The organism is Caballeronia sp. LjRoot31, from assembly GCF_964253885.1.
Classification (GTDB): Bacteria; Pseudomonadota; Gammaproteobacteria; order Burkholderiales; family Burkholderiaceae; genus Caballeronia.
In genome coordinates this window covers 2049852-2069152 of the sequence record NZ_CAXURX020000002.1, presented here as the reverse complement: position 1 = coordinate 2069152, position 19301 = coordinate 2049852, and the positions used below count along the sequence as shown (strand labels likewise).

The window sequence follows — 19301 nt, the reverse complement described above, 5'->3', positions numbered from 1 at the left end:
TTAAATTGTTTTGATCAGACTTTCGGGAACGGCTTGCTGAGAAATTTCGATCCGGCGAGTCCGAAACGCCAGGGCACGTCCATTGCCTTGGTGATGCCGATGCGCGGCCCCATCGCGAGCGGAAATTCCTCCTCCGGCGCTTCGATATGAAACGGCGCTTCGAGCAGCGACATGCCGTTGTTGCCGTGCGTGATCCCCAATGCTTGCGCGACGCGTCCTGGTCCCGAGCACAAGAGCCTTGACGGTTCGAGGCCGCGACGTTGACGCATGGCATCGAGACCGGTGAGTGGTTCGATCGCGCGGATCAATACCCCCGCACCGTGGCCTTCTTCGCGGCAAACGAAATTTAGGCACCAATGAATTCCATATGAGCGATACACATATGCATGGGCAGCCGGGCCGAACATGACAGCGTTGCGCGGGGTGAGCCCGGAGAAGGTATGCGAGGCCGGATCTTCGCGATCGTAGGCTTCTGTCTCGACGATCCTGCCGCCGACGCCATCGACGGTGAAGATCGCGCCGATCAGGCGGCGCGCGACCTGTTCGGACGGCGCGTTGAAGTCGATGGGTGTCACAGTGCGGGATGATTTGGGCATGATTGAAGGAGGGGTTCACACCGGCGGAGTGCTGTGCGGATTTCGCCATGGCGGCCAGGATTTCTCGTTTGCAGCGGAGGTCCGGCACCTTGATTTTGCCGCGGGCATCATTCTCCGTCCACTAGCGCGCGTGAATCCGCGCGGCACCAGCGCGGCCGGCCGAATCTTTCAAGCGCCAACAAAACCGGGCTCATTCCAGGCGTTGGGCGGTCGCGTTCATGACGCAGCTTTGCGCGAAGGGGTGGCTACGCCGCTTGAAAAATTCCCGGGCCTTGCAGGTGACGCCGAAAGGATGGGCCGGGCTCAAAGAACAACTGGGCATTGATGAGCGATGTGTTGAGAAAACCGCTTAGGCCTCAACCTCCCAACAGCGAGATATGGCACGCGCGTTGCTGCGCTCGTTACTGGTAATCCAACGACGTTCTCTCAAAGGAGTGTGATCATGCCTGAGAAGAAAACCATCGAACGTGCCCACGCGGCCAAACGTGCGGGGAAATCGTCCAGCACGCAGGCTGGCGCGTTCGTGAAGGAACAGATCGATCACGTGCGCGAAGGCAAGCACGGTGCGAAATCCGCGAAGCAGGCGATCGCGATCGGGTTATCGGAGGCGCGCAGGTCGGGGGTGGGCGTGAAAGCGCCGAAGAAGGGCGCCGCGTCTGCGGCCACTCGCAAGAAAGCCGCGAAGGACACTCACGCCGGTCAGCACAAGACCCAACGCAGCGCGAGCACGGAATCGAAGTCGAAACGTTCCGCGACGTCCACGCGGGTTCTCAAACGTGAGGGCACCAAGGCCGCTTCGCACGAGTCGCTGTCGAAGCAGACGCATGCGAGCGCAAGCCGGCGTTCCGCGGCTGACCGTTCGGCTTCCGCCAAGAAGGGCTGGCAGACGCGCCGCAAGGCGGCGTCGAAGGCGGGCGCGGCGCGGCATGCGCGCTAGAGCGCGGTTCGTGCAGCGGTTCGTACGTAAGCAGGTTGCATTCGCTGCTTTCGCAAAGAAAAAGGCCGTTCCGGATCGCGCCAGAACGGCCTTTGAGCTTGTACAACAGCTTGTGAATCACTCGCAGTCGCATGGATCAATGACCGTATGCGGCTATCGAAACCGCGTTATTTCACCGTTTCGAGCACCTTGCGAACTGTGCTGAAAATCTGCTCGATCTGGTCATCTTCAATGATCAGCGGTGGCGAGAACGCAAGAATATCGCTTGTGTAGCGCACCAGAACGCCTGCCTCGAAGCATTTCACGAACGCTTCGTAGGCCCGCGCGCCCAGCGCGCCATCGCGAGATTCCAGTTCGATACCGGCCACCATGCCGAGATTGCGCACGTCTTTCACGTGAGGCGCATCGCGCAACGCATGAGCGGCGGCTTCGAACTTCGGTGCCTTCGATGCCGCCCGTTCAAACAATTGATCGCGTGCGTAGAGGTCAAGCGTGGCGATCGCGGCGGCGGCGGCCATGGGGTGCGCCGAATACGTGTAGCCGTGGAACAGCTCGATACTGTTCGTCGCGCCTGCATTGACGATGGTGTCATGCACGTTGCGATGCGCAGCCACCGCGCCCATTGGAATGGCAGCGTTGTTGATTGCTTTTGCCAGCGTCATCAGGTCCGGCGTCACGCCGAAATATTCGGCCGCTGTCGCTTTGCCGAGCCTGCCGAAGCCCGTGATGACTTCATCGAAAATCAGCAAAATACCGTGCTTCGTGCAGATTTCGCGCAGCTTTTGCAGGTAACCCTGCGGCGGCACGAGCACCCCCGTCGATCCCGCCAGCGGCTCCACGATCACGGCAGCGATTGTCGATGCATCGTGCAGCGCAACGATGCGTTCGAGTTCATCGGCGAGATGCGCGCCCCACACGGGCTGGCCCTTCGAGAACGCGTTGTGTTCAGGCGCGTGCGTGTGCGGCAGATGGTCGATGCCAGGCAGCAACGCGCCTGAAAACGTCTTGCGGTTCGGCCCAATGCCGCCGACCGATATGCCGCCGAATCCCACGCCGTGATACCCGCGCTCGCGGCCGATCAGCTTCGTGCGCTGGCCTTCGCCGCGTGCGCGGTGATAAGCGAGGGCGATTTTCAGAGCGGTATCGACGGATTCGGAGCCGGAATTCGTGAAGAAGATGCGGTCGAGGCCTTCCGGCATGATCGCCGCCACCTTCGTGGCCGCTTCGAACGCGAGCGGATGGCCCATCTGGAAGGTCGGCGCGAAGTCGAGCGTGGCGGCTTGCTGCTGGATCGCGGCGACGATTTCATCGCGGCAATGGCCTGCATTCACGCACCACAGGCCGGCGCAGCCGTCCAGAATCTCGCGGCCATCGGTCGCGCGGTAGTACATGCCCTTGGCGCCCTCGATCAGGCGCGGTGCAGCTTTGAACTGCCGGTTGGAGGTGAAAGGCATCCAGAACGACGAAAGGTCGTCGATGACGGGGCGCGAAGTCATGGGAAATCTCCTGTTAGAACACGCAATGTAGTCCTCGATAAAAACCCGCGGCATAGACAGTTGTCCTGTCGCGGAGAGAACTGTGCTGGCAAAATGGTGCAAACTGTATTGGTCATCCATTTTGGGCGGTCAACCTTGATCATCCCTTGATCATCCTCTTCCTGCCGACTCATGATCGAACTTCAGCTGGACCGTGACCGTGCGCAGGCGACGCTCGTCGAACAACTGGTGCGGGCGTTTTCCGGCGCCATCGAGCAGCAGGCATTGCGCGCCGGCGCGTTGCTGCCTTCGGTGCGCCAGCTCGCGCAGGCCGAGCGGCTGAGCACCTTCACGGTAACGGAAGCGTATGGACGTCTCGTGTCGATGGGCCTCGTCATCGCGCGGCGCGGCTCGGGTTATCGGGTGGCGCCGCGAGCGCCGGCCGCTCACAAGCGCGCCGTGGCATGGCAACCGCCGAGCCTCACGGCGACCTGGCTCCTGTCCGATGTCTTCGCCGATCATTCCGTGCCGATCAAAGCCGGCTGCGGCTGGCTGCCCAACGAATGGGTCAATGAAAGCGGGCTGCATCACGCGTTGCGCTCGATCAGCCGCGTGCCGGCGGCGCGCATGGCCGACTACGGGCACCCGTACGGTTTTGCGCCGTTGCGCGAGCGGATTGCCGAGCAACTGGACCGCTATGGTTTGCCCGCCGACCCGGCTACGAACGTGTTGCTGACCGCCGGGGCTACGCAGGCACTCGACCTGATTGTGCGCACGTTACTACGTCCCGGCGATACGGTCATTGTGGAAGATCCGGGTTACTGCAATCTGCTGCAGATCCTGCAACTGGGTGGTCTCGTCGTGCGAGGCGTGCCGCGCACGCCGGCAGGAATCGACAACGACGTGCTTGAGCAACTGGTGATCGAGCATCGTCCCAAGGCCATCTTTCTCAACACGACGCTGCAGAACCCGACCGGTGCGACCTTCGGCATGGCGGCGGCGTTTCGCCTGTTGCAGATCGCGGAACGCTATGGCCTGTGGGTGGTGGAAGACGATGTGAACCGCGAACTCGCGCCGCCCGGTGCGCCGCTTCTGGCCGCCATGGAAGGCTTGAACCGCGTGCTGTACGTCGGCGGATTTTCGAAGACGATCACGCCGGGATTGCGCTGCGGGTATGTGGTCGCCGAGCGTGATGTGCTGCGTGAACTGGCGCGTACAAAGATGGCGGTGGGGCTGACTTCATCGGCGGCGACGGAACGCATTGTCGAGAAGGTGCTGACTGAAGGGCGTTATGCGCGTCACGTGGAATCCGTCACCGAAAAACTCAAGGACGCGCACGCGCAGGTCGAGGACCGGATGGACGCGCTCGGGCTTGAGCTGTTTCATCGGCCGCGTGCAGGCTTGTTCGTGTGGGCACGGTTACCGGTTGAACCCGAACAAGCGAGCGACCTGGCTACGCAGGCGCTGGAAGACGGCATCTGGCTCGCGCCAGGTTCGTACTTCCGTCCAGGCGATGCCGCGAGCAACTGGTTTCGCTTCAACGTGCCGTATTCCACCGACGACGCGTTGTGGGGGTTTATCGAGAAGTGGATCGAACGCTAAAGCGTGATTGCCCATGATCGGCTGATCCGCCAAATGAAAAAGCCTCGCGAGAATCGAGATTCAAGCGAGGCTTTTTCGTCCTGTGCGACCAGCGTTCGGGCATTGGATCAATCGATCAAACGCCGGCCTGCTGCTTCATCTCCGGAACACGCCGAGCAACAACGTTGCCAGGAAGATCACGATGAAGATGAAGAACAGGATCTTCGCAATTTCGGTTGCACCACTCGCAATACCGCCGAAGCCAAAAAACGCCGCGATGATCGCGATGATGAAAAAGATGACAGCGTATCGAAGCATGAAGCCCTCCAAAGGGTCGATTATCGGATTGGTTTGCGTGCTGGCTTGACGCCTTCGCCGCCTTGACTGCTTGAACTGTGCCGCCAGTGTGCCGCTGTATCCCGCGACGCCCGAATTTAGAGCAACCGCCGTGCCCAGAACCCTTCGCCTCGGAAAACAGGGCGCAAAAAGATCCACGCGCAAAAAAGCCGCACTGCGTTGCGCGAGTGCGGCTTTGGAAGACGCGCCAACCGGCGCGGGAATGGAGGAGAAATGTTATCGGCGGGGCTTGCCGTTGTCGGGTTCGTCGTCGAGGTCGTCATCGTCGGCGTGGTTTAGCGCATCCGGCAGTTGGTTCTCGAGTTCATCGCGTTCAATTTGATCGGCGAGATCGAGGGACTTGCGTGTTGCGGGACCGGACGGGCGGTTTGCTCCAGACATGGCGTAACTCCTTGGGAGATTTCAAAGCTGCGCCAACAGCGGCGCGAGTTGATCGGGCAGCAAGCTTCGTACATGCCTGTCGATCCCCCGGGATAACGGAGTGTGCGCATTTCTTGCCGCTTTTTACGGCCAAAGTTGCAATCAGGCTGCATATTTTGCGCGACGGGCAGGCATGAACCAGTATGCGCCGCCTACGAAAAAATAGGCTGGATCTGAACCCGGAACCACCAAATCGGCGCGCCGCGCGTGCAACGCCGGAACCACTGGTTACGTGGTTACTTCAATACGTCCGTTATCACGTAACCATGCCATTACGCCAACGCACGCTCGACGATCGGATACAACGACAACACGAGCAGCGTAGCCATTGTCCAGTTGAAAGCGCGCAGCCAGCGCGGTTGCGTGAGCAGGCGCCGCATGGACGTGCCGAACGCGGCCCACAGGGTGATGCACGGCAATCCGACGACGATGAACACCACCGCCATGAAGACGGCATTGAGCGAAAAGCTTGAATGCAAATGGATAGTGGTCGCGGCTGTCAGCACCATCATCCATGCCTTCGGGTTGATCCATTGAAACGCGGCTGCTTCGATAAACCGCATGGGCCGACGCTCGCCGTCGCGAACCTGCATGGTCGCGGAGGTCGCGATCTTCCACGCGAGATACAGCAGGTACGCCACGCTTAAGGTTTCAAGCAACGTGTAAGCCCAGGTGAAACGCGCAAATGCCTGCCCCACGCCGAGACCGACCAGCACCATCAGAATGGCGACGCCAACGCTGATGCCAAGCACATGCGGCACCGTGCGGCGCAATCCGAAGTTCACCCCCGACGCAAGCAGCATGGTGTTGTTCGGACCGGGCGTGATAGTGGTGACGAGCGCGAACAGCACGGCGGCGGGGAGGGCTGTCAGCAAGGCGGCAGTGTCGAGATGCATGGTGTTTCCTGGTGTTTCCCTGAGACGAGAACTGAGTCGGATCGGTAATCCGCTGGCGTCAGTGTATGAGATGTGATCTGTACAGTACCGGTACAGATGATTGAATCATTTCCTGTACGGTGTGCCCGATTGCGCACAGCGCGCAATCGGGCACTGCGCTTGCAAAAAATTGTCATAGGAACTCTTACTTGATCGACACGATCCATCCCACGTTCAGCGCTTTTTGCGGCCGACAAATCCGTTCGAGGATCCGTTCGAACCCGGTGGCCGCATGAGCACCGAAGCGTTTTTCAACCGGGCTGCAATTGCGACAGCGTTCGGCAAGCTGATCGTTTTAGCCCGCCGATCGACGGCTCGGATTATTTTCCTATCCTTACGAAGGCGATCACGCGGCCATCATGCATGGTGTTCATCTTCGGCTGGGATATCGACAGCCGCATGCAATTCAAGCCGAAAGCTGCCGGCGATGGTTACCCGACGCGCTCGGCGGCTTCCTGCATGATGTTGCGGCGACCCAAAAACGGCTGCGCATTGACATGCCCGCGTGGGATTTCGCGATGCTTCATGCGTTCGGGCGCGAGTGGTTGCCGGTCTGCAAGATGGGATGGCGGACGCACCGGCGGGTCTCGTTCCAGATGGACGGCAAACATCCAATGGGGGCATCACCAGAAGAGGGTGATGATCGACGACAAGCTTGCATTCGTCCGCGGCCTCGATCTGACGTGTTCGCGCCGGGACACTCCTGAGCATGCCGTTGCGAATCCGCATCGCCGCGATGTGAACGAGCAACCGTATCAACTCTTTCACGATGTCCATACCATGTTCGACGGCGACGCCGCGCGCGCCATCGGGCCGCTTGCGAGCGAGACCCTTGAGAAGCCCGATGGTCTCGATCTCGCCATTGTCGCGGCAGGCAAGCAGCGCGGCTGGCTCCAGGAAATGACAATGGGCGTGCTGCGCGCACGGCTGCACGGATTTCTCACGACCGGTATCGCCTGACGTTGCCGAGCGTGCCGCCGCTTGAAACGGGTTGCGTGAATGTGCACAGCAAATTGATGGTGATCGACGACGAGCCGATCGATATCGGGGGAGACGGTAGGGTTCACGCGCTCGAGTATGTGAAGTCGCGCGGGATCCTGTGCCGCCCGAAGCGTTGATCGATCCGGAGAAACCGGTCGAGCCGGACGAATGCGTTGGACAGTTCGTGCCGGTCGAGACGCCGCGTCGTTTGATTGGCGGGTTTGCGTTGCTCGCGATGGCGATCGTCGGTTTTGCGGCGGCCTGGCATTGGACGCCGCTTGGGCGATGCGCTCAATCTGAAAGCGCTCACACAAGTGGCCCAACGTATCGATGTCTTGGCGCTCGCGCCGCTCGCGATCGTGCCAGCTTACGTGCTGACCGCAGCGATATCCGTGGCGATCACGCTGCTGACTACATCCACGGGTCTGGTGTTTGACGCAGCCTGGGGCAGCTTTTATGCGCTCGCGGGACGCTCGCTACGGCTGCGGTCAGCTATCTGATGGGCCAATGGCCCGGTCGCGACATCGTGCGGCGCGTGACGGGAGCGTGAGTGAACAAGTTCAGCGAATCGGGGTAAAACGCGGCTTGATCGTCGTCGTGATCCTGCGGATCCCGCCATCCATTGTTCACTTTGGACCGCATCCGGGCGAGCGTCTTGTACGGGTGGATGTGCATCGAAGTTCGCTTGTCTCAGGTGGTATCGGATCACTATCAGTTGATCGCGCAGCTATCCTTGTCGCCTTAAAAAAGACGGTTGTAACGAAAACCCCTTAAAAAAAGGCTTAGAAACACAAAAAGACTCGCACGAAGTTCAATGGCGCTTGTAGAATCCGGCGTTGATACGGATGCATTCACGCGACCGTATTCTAAAAACACTGACCTCAACAGGTAGGAGAAACATGCCGACTTCCGCAAAAACCGCCGCCAAGAAAGCTGCGACCAAAGCTGCTCCCAAGGCTGCAACGAAAACTGCAGCAGCGCCCGTCAAGAAGGTAGCTGCCAAGAAGGCCGCATCGACGCCGGCTACTGTGGCGAAGAAAGCGGCCGTGAAGACGACGGCAACGCTGTCGCCGATCAAGGACACGTTCACGAAGGCATCGCTCGCCGCGCATCTGGCGGACCGTGCGACTGTCGACCTGAAAGCAGTGAAGGCCGTCTTGTCGGCACTCGAGGACACCATCCTCGGTGCGGTTCACAAGAAGGGTGCAGGCGAGTTCACGCTGTCGGGCCTCTTGAAGATTACAGCGCAAGTCGTGCCGGCGAAGAAGAAGCGCTTCGGCAAGGACCCGTTCTCGGGTGAAGACCGTTGGTTCGATGCAAAGCCGGCGAGCGTGCGTATCAAGGCACGTGCGTTGAAGAAGTTGAAGGACGCCGCAGCGTAAGCTGACGGAACAGCATCGAAGGACTATGGCAGCGCAGGAGTAGAGGCGAACCGTAGTCGAAAAAAAATGGCCGGTTTCCGCGAGGAAACCGGCCATTTTTTTGCCTTCTTCCGATGATGCGAGGCTGGATGACAACGACGTTCGAACGTGATGGCTGATGTCCAAACAGCAATTCCTGTCGAGCTCTGCCCGGGTTTCGCGTAACAAAGTGTGGCTTAGCGTGGCGCGAAGGCTCGGCTCAAACCGGCTCTTCAAGGATCACCGTCGACGGTCCCGGCTCACTTTGGCAACCCGCGTCATAGTCGATGGTATGCGCATCGAAGCGCTGGATCGCGCGCAGGAGGCGAGGCGAGAACGTGACGCCGAAGTGAGCGATGAGTTGATCGCGTTGTGTGGGAGTTGCATGCGCGAGCGTTCGCAGTTCGTCTATCGGGATGCCGACGAAAAGATTCAGCGGAAACGGCGGCGCGGAATCGATGGAAAAATTCGGCGCGCGGATACGCAGCCCAGGCTGAAGATGCGTTCCGAGTTCCATGGTGAAGATGAAGCTGGCGTTATCGGGCGAAGCAGTTTTAGCTTCACTGAGAAGGTGCGGCACGACGTCTTGAAGCGATGAGATTTCCTGGTCGGTCAGCATGACGAAATCCTTCGAAGAAAAAGCGGCGAGATAGTTTTCGAACCCACACGCAATGCTGCGCTGGAAGTTCGAGAAGGAAAGCAACACCGATGCCGGATAAAAAGCGCGGGTAGGAACGCGCTGTCAATGTCACATTTACGCGGCCATTTACCTGAAACGATCGCAGTGAGGCAGAGCGTCCAGCCAAGCATAAAAGGTGTGGAAGCCGTACGGCTTTCGCGCCAAAACAGGGGCAACACAATAAAGACGCTTGAAACCCGGGCCGAATTGAATGTCCCCGGCGCGGGTATAACCATCTGAAAACAAACTGAAAGCGGCTCACCCGCCACTCAGTAACGACGGCACGTGGCTTGCTTAAGGCTTGCCCTTACGCTGAATCGTCGCGTGAAAAGAAGAAAAAAGTTCAACAGCAAGAGATTCCCATTCTGTCGACCTGCGACCTGGGGAGTGGCCAGACACCTGTGTCATTCCGCGTTTCAATGAGTGAGAGAGGGCCTGATGCCAGATCAAGACGCACGACCTGACCATAACGAAGACAAGGCCGGGGATGATTCAAACCGCGGCGGGCAAAAAAACGATAACGATAAAAACGGCGGCCAGGACAAGTCCAACGACAAATCCGACGACAAATCCGACGACAAATCCAACGGGGAAAAGAAAGGCCCGGGCAAAAAGCCGCTGATCATCCTGGCGATCGTTGTGGTGCTGCTGATCCTGGGTGGTTTGATCTGGTTGTTCTCGACCCGCAATCAGGTCAGTACCGACGACGCGTACACCGACGGCGATGCAGTGATGATCGCGCCGAAGGTCTCGGGCTACGTCGTGGTCATGAACCTGGGCGACAACAAGTTCGTCCACAAGGGCGATCTGCTGATCAAGATCGATCCGCGCGACTATCAGGCTCAACTGGACCAGGCGAACGCTCAACTTGGCCTGGCGAAGGCACAACTCAACGCGGCTCAAGTGCAACTGGATATTGCCCGCGTGCAATATCCAGCCCAACTGACGCAGGCGAAGGCTCAGGAACAAAGCGCGCAAGCGAGCCTGGCGCAGACCCGCGCGGCTTACGAACGGCAGCGTGCCGTCGATGTCCGGGCGACATCGCAGCAAAACATCGATACCGCGACGGCCCAGCAAAAGAGCGCGCTGGCCAACGTCGCGCAGGCACAGGCGCAGGTGAAAACCGCGAGCCTGGTTCCCCAGCAAATCAGCCAGGCGCAGGCAACGGTAGAGGAACGCCGGCAGCAGGTTGAACAGGCCGAGGCGCAGGTGGAAGCGGCCGCGTTGAACCTGTCTTACTCGGAACTGCGCGCGCCTGCGGACGGCTGGGTCACCAAACGCAACGTGCAGTACGGCACTTTCCTGCAGGCGGGCACGTCGATTTTCTCACTGGTGACTACCACCGTCTGGGTCACGGCCAACTTCAAGGAGTCGCAACTCGAGCGCATGCGCCCGGGTGATCCGGTGGATGTATCCGTCGATGCCTATCCTGATCTGAAACTGCACGGTCACGTGGATAGTATCCAGCTCGGCAGCGGCTCGCGTTTTTCGGCTTTCCCTGCTGAGAATGCGACGGGCAACTTCGTGAAGATCGTGCAGCGCGTGCCGGTGAAGATCCTGATCGATAGTGGGATGCAGCCCGACCTGCCGCTGCCGCTCGGACTTTCCGTGGTGCCGAAGGTGATGTTGAAATGAGCGACCATTCCGGCTGGAAACCGAAGTCGAACCCCTGGCTGATTGCGGTCGTGGTCACGCTTGCGGCGTTCATGGAAGTGCTCGACACCACCATTGTGAACGTCGCGTTGCCGCACATTTCGGGCGCGATGTCCGCGAGTTACGACGAAGCCACCTGGACGCTGACCGCGTATCTTGTCGCGAACGGCATTGTGCTTCCCATCTCCGCTTTTTTCTCGAAACTGCTGGGACGTAAGCGATATTTCCTGATCTGCATCGGCGCATTCACGGTCTGTTCGCTGCTGTGCGGCCTGGCCACCGACCTGTGGCAACTGATCGTATTCCGGGTCTTGCAAGGCTTCTTCGGTGGTGGATTACAACCGAACCAGCAGTCCATCATCCTCGATACCTTTCCGCCCGAGCAGCGCGGCCGGGCGTTCTCGATCTCGGCCGTGGCGATCGTGGTGGCGCCGGTGATTGGGCCGACGCTCGGCGGCTGGATCACCGACAATCTCACGTGGCGCTGGGTGTTCCTGATCAACGTGCCGATCGGCGTGATCACGACCATTGCCGTGATGCAGTTTGTTGAAGACCCGCCGTGGGAGCGGAAAAAGGATCGCAAGGAACTGGGGCTCGATTTCATCGGCATTGGATTGATTGCGCTGGGTCTCGGCTGCCTGCAAGTGTTCCTCGATCGCGGCGAGGACGACGACTGGTTCAAGTCGGGTTTCATCACGACCTTCGCGATCCTGTCGGCGATCGGCATAGTCGGCGCGATCTTCTGGTTGCTTTACGCGAAGAAACCGGTGGTCGATCTACGAGTATTCAAGGACAGGAATTTTGCGCTGGGTTCGGTATGCATGGCGGGTTTTGCAACGATCCTTTACGGAAGTGCGGTGCTTGTGCCTCAGCTTGCCCAGCAGCAACTGGGTTATACCGCGACGCTCGCGGGGCTGGTGTTGTCGCCGGGCGCGATGATGATCGTGGCCATCATTCCGGTGGTGAGCAAGCTGATGCCGATCATACAAACCCGTTACCTGGTCGGTTTCGGCTTTTTCCTCATGGCGTGTGCGTTGTTTTATACGCATCACCTGGTGCCGAACATCGACTTCAAGACGTTGACCATGATGCGAAGTTCGCAATCCATCGCCATCGCGTTCCTGTTCGTGCCGATCACCACGCTGGCTTATCTGACGCTGAAAGCATCGGAGAATGCGGATGCTTCCGCGTTGTTCACCATGTTCCGCAACGTGGCGGGATCGATTGGAATTTCGCTCTCCACCGCTGCGATTGTCGAGCGCACGCAGGCGAACATGGCGCACATGGCCGTGCATATGACGCCGTTGAACCCGAACTACAACGATTCGATACAACGTCTCACGCACACGTTGATGGACATGGGGCAGACCATGCAGCAGGCCATGACCACGGCAACCGGTCTGATGTACAAGCAATACATTTCGCAGTCCACGATCCTGGCCTATCTGGACGTGTTCGGCGCGGTGGCGATCTTTGCGTTGTGTTTCGTGCCGATCACCTTTTTCTTTTCGCCGGTGAAAGCCGCGGGTGGCGGGGGAGGGCATTGAGATGAGCAAACGCTTGATTCCGCTGCTGCTTTCCATGCTCGCCGGCGCGTGTTCGGTCGGTCCGAATTTCACGCCGCCCGACGCAAAAGCGCGGGACAACTGGCACGATCTGCAGCGCGCGCAGAACCCGCCCGATGACATGCGTTTCCCCCATGCCAGCGTGCCGTCGCTGGTCGATACCAATGCGGACCCCGATCCTCGCTGGTGGCGGCAATTCAACGATGCCACGCTGGACTCGCTGATCGACCGTGCGGCGGCGGGCAATCTGGATTTGCAGGGCGCCGTGCTGCGCATTGCGGCGGCGCGTGAACAGGCGGTGGTATCGGGCGCGCAGGGGTTGCCGCAAGTCAGTGCGAACGCGAGCTATAAGCGTGAGCAACTGGGCCTGAAGGGTTTGCTGCAATCGCAGGGTATCTACGACAAGGTCAATGCGCTCGGGTCGAACAGCGCGAGCGCGACCAGCGCCCTGAATTCCTTGACGGCTCCGGTGAACCTGTTCCAGGATGGTTTCGATGCCTCCTGGGAACTTGATCTGTTCGGGCGAGTGCGGCGCTCGGTGGAGTCTGCGAATGCGCAGACGGAGTCGGAGATAGAGAACCGTAACGATGCGCTTGTCTCGCTCGAAGCGGAGGTTGCGCAGACCTATTCGCAGCTGCGCGGGGCGCAACTACTGAAGCGGATCACGCTGGCCGAGATCGATTCGGAGCAGCAGATCCTTGATCTGACCCGTGAACAGGCACGGGTGGGGCTGACGAGCGAGAGCGACGTGGAGAGCGCGACAGCGCAGGTGGGATCGTTGCAGGCGCAGTTACCGCAGTTCGATGCACAGATTGCGCAGGCGATGAATGGCCTTGCCGTATTGACCGGCAGTGCGCCGGGGGCGTTGGATGCGGAGTTGGAGGTGGCGGGGGCTGTGCCGCCGGTGCCGCCGAGCGTACCGATTGGTTTGCCGTCCACGTTGGCGCGGCGGCGTCCTGACATTCGTCGTGCGGAGAGTGATTTGCATTCGGCGACTGCTGAGATTGGAGTGGCGGTGGCGCAGATGTACCCGGATGTATCGTTGACGGGGACTGTGGGAACGCGTGCTACTCAGGCGAAATATCTGGCGCACTGGTCGAGTTTGTTCTGGACGGTCGGGCCTAGCATTTCGCTGCCGATTTTCGAAGGTGGTGCGTTGCGGGCGAACGTGCGGATAGCGAAGGTGCAGGCGGGTCAGGCGGCGCTGCAATATCGCTCGACGGTGCTGAAGGCGTTGCAGGACGTGGATAATGCGTTGGTATCGTACCGGACGGACCAGGACCGTCGCGAGGCGCTGACGCGTACGGTGGAGGCTAACCGGATCAGTTTGCAGCTTGCGACCGACAGTTACCGGAAGGGCCTGGTGAGTTTCATTACTGTTCTGGATGCGGAGCGGCAGTTGGCTGAGACGCGGCAACAACTGGCGCAATCGACGGTAAGTGTGACGACGGATCTGATCGCTGTATATAAGGCGCTGGGAGGCGGATGGCAGGGCACACCGGAGGCGGTGGGAGTTCGGTGAGGGGGCAGACAGCACGATGAAAACACTTGGCGAAGACAGTTAAGGCCGTGCCGATTCCTTGGCAACTGGTGCTTGCCCGAGAGCGTTGGGGGCGAAGCGTGTTCGTGTCAGGATTCGCGAGAAGGAGGGGTTCAAACATCGGTGGCTCTGGCGAGCACCGTGCTTTTGGGGCACCTATGAATGAAAACTGCACGCTGTGGACACTTAGGGTAGCGTGGTTGAAAGCGTTTTCTTTGCTTCGTTTCTTTGTCGCTTTGGACAAAGAAATGACGTGCTGCCACGCACAGTGGCTAACAGTGATAAAGAGAAAATCCGACTCACGCAGACCACCACGACCGAAAGCACCACCCCGGCATTGACCCCGACCGCTAACCCCAAAACCGCCCAACCAGACCACCCCAACCCCAAGTGCGAACGAACATCCCTCCCGCACCAAAACAGGGCGCCCCCTCCACCCCATCAACCACCCCACCGCCCCCACCGCACTCATTTGAAGCAAACTCCCCCCTAACCCGCCAAAACAATGAGTAAAAACAAGTAGTAGAAAAAATGGCACGTCTGTTGCTTAATTGTAGATACTGAAACTACCGAAGCGTCGGACAGGCGTGGCCCAGCTTGAAGAGCGGTATCGAGCGGCATTTCCACGCACAGGCGGCACCAGGCCGCGATCAAAAAAGGACGCAAGATGCAGATCTACGACGAAATGCGTCACGAGGAAACCGTGCGGGCGCACTACGCACGTTTCTCCCGGTGGCTTTCCACTCAAAGCCCCGAAACCATCGCACGCAAGCGTGCGGAAGCCGATCTGCTGTTCAGGCGTGTCGGCATCACGTTTGCCGTGAACGGCGATCTGTCGGGCACCGAGCGCCTGATTCCCTTCGACATGATCCCGCGCATCATCCCCGGCGATGAATGGCGCAAGCTGGAAGCTGGCCTCCGACAGCGGGTACGCGCGTTGAACATGTTTATCCGCGACGTCTACCACGATCACGACATCGTCCGGGCGGGGAAGATTCCCGCCGAGCAGGTGTACACGAACGCGCAATATCGCCCGGAGATGCAGGGCGTGGACGTGCCGCTCGACGTCTACGCGCACGTCGCTGGCGTGGACGTGGTGCGCGCGGGTGACGCGGGCGAGTTCTACGTACTTGAAGATAACCTGCGGGTGCCGTCGGGCGTGTCGTACATGCTCGAAAACCGCAAGATGATGATGCGGCTCTTCCCCGAATTGTTCGTGCAAAACCGCATTGCCCCGGTCGCGCATTATCCGGATCTGCTGCTCGAAACCTTGCGCTCGATCGCACCCGCCGGCGTGGACGACCCCAACGTGGTGGTGCTCACACCCGGCATGTACAACTCGGCGTACTTCGAGCACTCGTTCCTCGCGCAGCAAATGGGCGTGGAGCTGGTGGAGGGCAAGGACCTCTTCGTCGATGAAAACTACGTGTTCATGCGCACGACGCAAGGGCCGAAACGCGTCGACGTGATCTACCGGCGGCTCGACGATGACTTCATGGACCCGCTCGCGTTCCGCACTGACTCGGCGCTCGGCGTGCCGGGCCTGCTGACGTCGTATCGCGCGGGCCGCGTGGCATTGGCCAACGCGATGGGCACGGGTATCGCCGACGATAAATCCATCTATCCGTTCGTCCCGGACATGATCGAGTTCTATCTCGGCGAAACCCCGATCCTGAACAACGTGCCGACGTTCCAGTGCCGCAAGCCCGACGATCTCGCCTACACGCTCGCGCATCTGCCCGAGCTGGTCGTGAAGGAGGTTCACGGCGCGGGCGGTTACGGCATGCTGGTCGGGCCGGCATCGACGAAAGCCGAAATCGAGGCGTTCCGCGAACGCCTGATCGCGCGGCCGGATGGGTATATCGCCCAGCCTACCTTGGCGCTCTCCGCCTGCCCGACCTTCGTGGAATCGGGTATCGCGCCGCGCCATATCGACTTGCGGCCGTTCGTGCTGTCGGGTAAAGAAGTGACGATGGCCGCCGGCGGCCTGACTCGCGTGGCGTTGAAGGAGGGTTCTCTCGTCGTGAATTCGTCGCAGGGCGGCGGCACGAAAGACACCTGGATGGTGGACTAAGCACCCACCGGGATTGTTCGCACGGGCGTGCTTCCAAGCGCTGCGCCCGCGCGCGCCACACAACAACGGAACGCCATCATGATGCTAAGCCGCACAGCCGATCACCTTTTCTGGATGGCTCGCTACATGGAGCGAGCGGAAAATACCGCCCGCATGCTCGACATCAACCTGAAGGGCATGCTGCTGCCGCAGACGCCGGATCAGGCCGCCCGCGCACAACGCTCGGTACTCCGTATTTCGGAACTTGAATCCAGGTTCGAGGAGCGTTTCCCGGGCTCGGATTCGCGCGAAGACATGCTGCACTTCATGGTCGCCGATACCGGCAATCCGTCGAGCATCATTTCGTGCCTGCACGCGGCTCGCGAAAACGCGCGTGCCGTACGCGGGACCCTGACCACGGAAGCGTGGGAGACCATCAATTTCACGTGGCTCGAATTCGGCGAAAAACTCGCCGTGGGCGAGCTGGGAAAAAGCCCCGACATGCTGTTCGAATGGGTCAAGTACCGCTCGAATCTGTGTCGCGGGGTGATGGTCGGCACCGCGCTTCAGGACGACGCCTTCTGGTTCATCCAGCTCGGCATGTACCTGGAACGCGCGGACAACACGGCGCGGATCCTGGACGTGCGTTTCGCCGATGCCGAACCGAACTCGCGCGAAGCCGCCCGTCAACTGGAAGACTTCTACTACTGGACCTCCATCTTGAGTTCAGTGTCCGCGCTGGAAATCTACCGGAAGGTGTATCGCGACGTCGTGACGCCGTCGCGAGTAGTGGAACTGCTGATCCTCAACTCGCAGATGCCGCGCTCGCTGCTGGCGTCGCTGGACGGGGTCTGCGCGACGCTCGACAAGTTGCGCACCAGCGGCTCGAACGAATGTGAACGTTTCGCCGGCAAGCTGCGCGCGGACGTGCTGTACATGGATATCCGCCAGATCCTTGAAACCGGAGTGCACGCCTATCTGACGCAATTCCTGAAACGGGTCGATGAGCTCGGTGTTCGCGTGATGCGCACCTTCCTCATGTTGCCTCTCGCCTGAACGCGTCCGTCCCGCATCCGTCCTGGAAACCATCATGCTTCTGACCATTCGTCATCACACAAGCTACCGTTACGCCGTGCCCGTGCAGTACTCCATCCAGCAACTGCGCATGACGCCCGCCAACGGGTCGGCGCAGATGGTGCGGCGCTGGAATATCGACACAGTGGGCAAGCTCGACGTCACCCGCGATGCCTACGCCAACACGCTGCATACGCTGGTGCTGACGAAACCGCACATGGAGATCCATCTTTCCGTGACCGGTCAGGTGGAAACCACGTTGCTCGACGGCGGCCGCCTCAACGACGGTCCCGGCCGGATTCCGCTCCAGCACTACACCTGTGCGACCGCGCTGACCGAGCCGGACGCAGTGATCCGCGAACTCGCGAACTCGGTGCCCAAGCTCGACTCACCGTCGGCGCTGATTGCGCTGGCGGAGAATATTGAAGCCAGGGTGCAGTTCAAGGCGGGCGTAACCGAGGTCACGAGCACGGCTGCTCAGGCGCTGCAGCTCGGTAACGGCGTGTGCCAGGATCACGCTCACATCATGTTGGCGTGCTGCCGCGCCCGGGGCCTCCCGGCGCGCTATGTGAGCGGTTACATCGATCCAGGCGATGTCCCGCACGCGGCAAGCCACGCTTGGGTAGATGTGTGGATCGACGACGGATGGGTGTCAGTGGACGTTACGCACACAGCGTTCGCCAGCGGCCGCTACTGCCGGCTCGCGGTTGCGCGCGACTATGAGGCGGCCGCACCTGTGCGCGGCTCGCGCGTGGGCGGCAAGGAAGAGCGCATGAGCGTTGACGTCTCCGTGCAGGCCTCGGCCGACCAGTGAGTGACACGTCGGTCGCGGCGCTCGTATTCCTCCGGCGCCGCCGGAACATTCAAGCCGCGCCCCCATCTGCCGATAACTATTAGAAGGTGAGGTGGCGCGGCCTGGTTTACCGCACCTTGACCGGGTGACGGGAGGCGGCGCGTTTGGCGGAGGACTCATGCCTGTGCACGAGTCACCTCGATCAGCCCGATCCGGGCGATGACCCGATTACCCGATTACAATACGTATTTGCTTCTTTCAGGAATTGGACGCATGACTTATTGCGTGGCAATGCGCGTCGACGAAGGACTGGTGTTCCTGTCCGACACCCGCACGAATGCCGGGGTCGACCATGTGAGCGCAGCCCGCAAGATGGCAGTCTTCGAGCAGCCCGGCGACCGTGTCCTCGTGCTCCTCGCCGCGGGCAATCTCGCCCTGACGCAGGCAGTCATGCAACTGCTGTCGGAACCGGCGCCCGAAGATAAACCCACGCTGTATAACGTACCTACCATGGCGGAAGCGGCGCGGCTGGTGGGCGATGCGGTGCGCGAGGTACATCGGCGGGATGCGGCTACGCTTGCGGAATTCAGCGTCGACTTCAATTGCAGCTTCATTCTCGGCGGCCAGATCCGCGGGGCGAATACGCGCCTGTTCATGATTTACTCAGCGGGTAACTTTGTGGAGTCGTCGCAGGTCAGCCCGTATTTCCAGATCGGTGAATCGAAGTACGGCAAACCGATCATCGATCGCGTTGTCACACCGTCCACGCCGCTGGACGAAGTCGCGAAATGCGCGCTGGTGTCAATGGACTCCACGCTGCGGTCCAATTTATCAGTGGGATTACCGCTCGATCTGCTCGTGTATGAGAAGGACGCGTTGCGGGTCACGCGGTTCTCCACAATCGATAACGACAACCACTATTTCCAGATGATTCATCGCACCTGGGGTGAACGGCTGCGGCAGATTTTCGGGGAGATTCCTAATCCGACCTGGGCCGATCCTGCCAATGTGCCGCTACGGGCGCGCGAAACGGTATCGAACGTGCCGCGCGTGACAGGCAGCGATCTGCGGGCCGAACCCGATACGTCAGCGCCGCCGTTTCAGACCTTGATGCAGCCGGAAAGCGGGCAGTCGCAGCATTGAACCGGACTGGGATTGGTAATTTAGTAGATTAGTAGAGGCGGTTTGAGAGCGCGTGCTGGAAACTCTGCAAGACAGGTAGCCTGAACAAGAACGGCCCGATCGGCTTTACGCAGATTGGG

General features: G+C 60.2%; 18 protein-coding genes. 12 read left to right on the top strand and 6 right to left on the bottom strand.

Annotated elements, in window-relative coordinates; translation table 11 throughout:
• Positions 1 to 14: 14 nt before the first annotated feature.
• The gene (locus ACSQ8V_RS27525; protein ID WP_436207795.1) at positions 15 to 596 is read right to left on the bottom strand and encodes a DNA-3-methyladenine glycosylase; all 582 of its coding nucleotides are present in this window, start codon (positions 594 to 596) and stop codon (positions 15 to 17) included.
• 442 nt (positions 597 to 1038) lie between these two features.
• On the opposite strand from ACSQ8V_RS27525, the gene ACSQ8V_RS27520 reads away from it, so the two are divergent.
• Positions 1039 to 1533, top strand: a complete 495-nt coding sequence (locus ACSQ8V_RS27520) for a DUF6496 domain-containing protein (protein ID WP_436207794.1) — start codon at positions 1039 to 1041, stop codon at positions 1531 to 1533.
• 167 nt (positions 1534 to 1700) lie between these two features.
• Here the strand turns inward: ACSQ8V_RS27520 and ACSQ8V_RS27515 are convergent, their stop codons facing one another.
• Positions 1701 to 3029, bottom strand: a complete 1329-nt coding sequence (locus tag ACSQ8V_RS27515; RefSeq protein ID WP_436207793.1) for an aspartate aminotransferase family protein — start codon at positions 3027 to 3029, stop codon at positions 1701 to 1703.
• A 171-nt stretch (positions 3030 to 3200) separates the two neighbouring features.
• On the opposite strand from ACSQ8V_RS27515, the gene ACSQ8V_RS27510 reads away from it, so the two are divergent.
• A complete protein-coding gene (locus tag ACSQ8V_RS27510) occupies positions 3201 to 4610 on the top strand; it encodes a PLP-dependent aminotransferase family protein (RefSeq protein ID WP_436207792.1) in 1410 nt (469 codons plus the stop codon).
• Between the two features lie 135 nt (positions 4611 to 4745).
• Here the strand turns inward: ACSQ8V_RS27510 and ACSQ8V_RS27505 are convergent, their stop codons facing one another.
• The 3 genes from ACSQ8V_RS27505 to ACSQ8V_RS27495 form a co-directional block, all read right to left on the bottom strand.
• Positions 4746 to 4907, bottom strand: coding sequence for a DUF1328 family protein (locus tag ACSQ8V_RS27505; RefSeq protein WP_031363615.1), 162 nt, complete (start codon positions 4905 to 4907; stop codon positions 4746 to 4748).
• Between the two features lie 255 nt (positions 4908 to 5162).
• The gene (locus tag ACSQ8V_RS27500) at positions 5163 to 5327 is read right to left on the bottom strand and encodes a hypothetical protein (RefSeq protein WP_213766089.1); all 165 of its coding nucleotides are present in this window, start codon (positions 5325 to 5327) and stop codon (positions 5163 to 5165) included.
• Between the two features lie 311 nt (positions 5328 to 5638).
• Positions 5639 to 6262: a LysE family translocator gene (locus ACSQ8V_RS27495; protein WP_213766090.1), complete on the bottom strand. Its 624-nt coding sequence runs from the start codon at positions 6260 to 6262 to the stop codon at positions 5639 to 5641.
• Between the two features lie 678 nt (positions 6263 to 6940).
• Between ACSQ8V_RS27495 and ACSQ8V_RS27490 the strand changes: the two genes are divergently transcribed.
• The 3 genes from ACSQ8V_RS27490 (at position 6941) to ACSQ8V_RS27480 (ending at position 8664) form a co-directional block, all read left to right on the top strand.
• Complete coding sequence (locus ACSQ8V_RS27490) at positions 6941 to 7261, top strand: hypothetical protein (protein ID WP_436207791.1); 321 nt, start codon at positions 6941 to 6943, stop codon at positions 7259 to 7261.
• A 299-nt stretch (positions 7262 to 7560) separates the two neighbouring features.
• Positions 7561 to 7782 carry a hypothetical protein gene (locus ACSQ8V_RS27485; protein WP_436207790.1) on the top strand — a complete coding sequence of 74 codons (222 nt, stop codon included), beginning with the start codon at positions 7561 to 7563 and terminating at the stop codon, positions 7780 to 7782.
• A 399-nt stretch (positions 7783 to 8181) separates the two neighbouring features.
• Positions 8182 to 8664, top strand: a complete 483-nt coding sequence (locus ACSQ8V_RS27480; RefSeq protein ID WP_213766094.1) for an HU family DNA-binding protein — start codon at positions 8182 to 8184, stop codon at positions 8662 to 8664.
• Between the two features lie 238 nt (positions 8665 to 8902).
• On the opposite strand, the gene ACSQ8V_RS27475 is transcribed toward ACSQ8V_RS27480, so the two are convergent.
• Positions 8903 to 9301, bottom strand: coding sequence for a hypothetical protein (locus ACSQ8V_RS27475; RefSeq protein WP_436207789.1), 399 nt, complete (start codon positions 9299 to 9301; stop codon positions 8903 to 8905).
• A gap of 498 nt (positions 9302 to 9799) precedes the next feature.
• Between ACSQ8V_RS27475 and ACSQ8V_RS27470 the strand changes: the two genes are divergently transcribed.
• The 7 genes from ACSQ8V_RS27470 (at position 9800) to ACSQ8V_RS27440 (ending at position 19182) form a co-directional block, all read left to right on the top strand.
• Positions 9800 to 10996, top strand: coding sequence for an HlyD family secretion protein (locus tag ACSQ8V_RS27470; protein WP_436207788.1), 1197 nt, complete (start codon positions 9800 to 9802; stop codon positions 10994 to 10996).
• A complete protein-coding gene (locus ACSQ8V_RS27465) occupies positions 10993 to 12561 on the top strand; it encodes a DHA2 family efflux MFS transporter permease subunit (RefSeq protein ID WP_213766097.1) in 1569 nt (522 codons plus the stop codon). Before ACSQ8V_RS27470 ends, ACSQ8V_RS27465 begins: the two co-directional genes overlap by 4 nt.
• Before the next feature lies 1 nt (position 12562).
• On the top strand, positions 12563 to 14101 hold the full coding sequence (locus ACSQ8V_RS27460) for an efflux transporter outer membrane subunit (RefSeq protein ID WP_436207787.1): 1539 nt from the start codon (positions 12563 to 12565) through the stop codon (positions 14099 to 14101).
• A gap of 685 nt (positions 14102 to 14786) precedes the next feature.
• Entirely contained in the window at positions 14787 to 16193 is a 1407-nt protein-coding gene (locus ACSQ8V_RS27455) for a circularly permuted type 2 ATP-grasp protein (RefSeq protein WP_047847114.1), read from the top strand.
• Between the two features lie 81 nt (positions 16194 to 16274).
• Complete coding sequence (locus ACSQ8V_RS27450; RefSeq protein ID WP_213766166.1) at positions 16275 to 17228, top strand: alpha-E domain-containing protein; 954 nt, start codon at positions 16275 to 16277, stop codon at positions 17226 to 17228.
• Between the two features lie 34 nt (positions 17229 to 17262).
• A complete protein-coding gene (locus ACSQ8V_RS27445; RefSeq protein ID WP_213766099.1) occupies positions 17263 to 18060 on the top strand; it encodes a transglutaminase family protein in 798 nt (265 codons plus the stop codon).
• A gap of 252 nt (positions 18061 to 18312) precedes the next feature.
• A complete protein-coding gene (locus ACSQ8V_RS27440) occupies positions 18313 to 19182 on the top strand; it encodes a proteasome-type protease (protein WP_213766100.1) in 870 nt (289 codons plus the stop codon).
• Positions 19183 to 19301 lie beyond the last annotated feature (119 nt).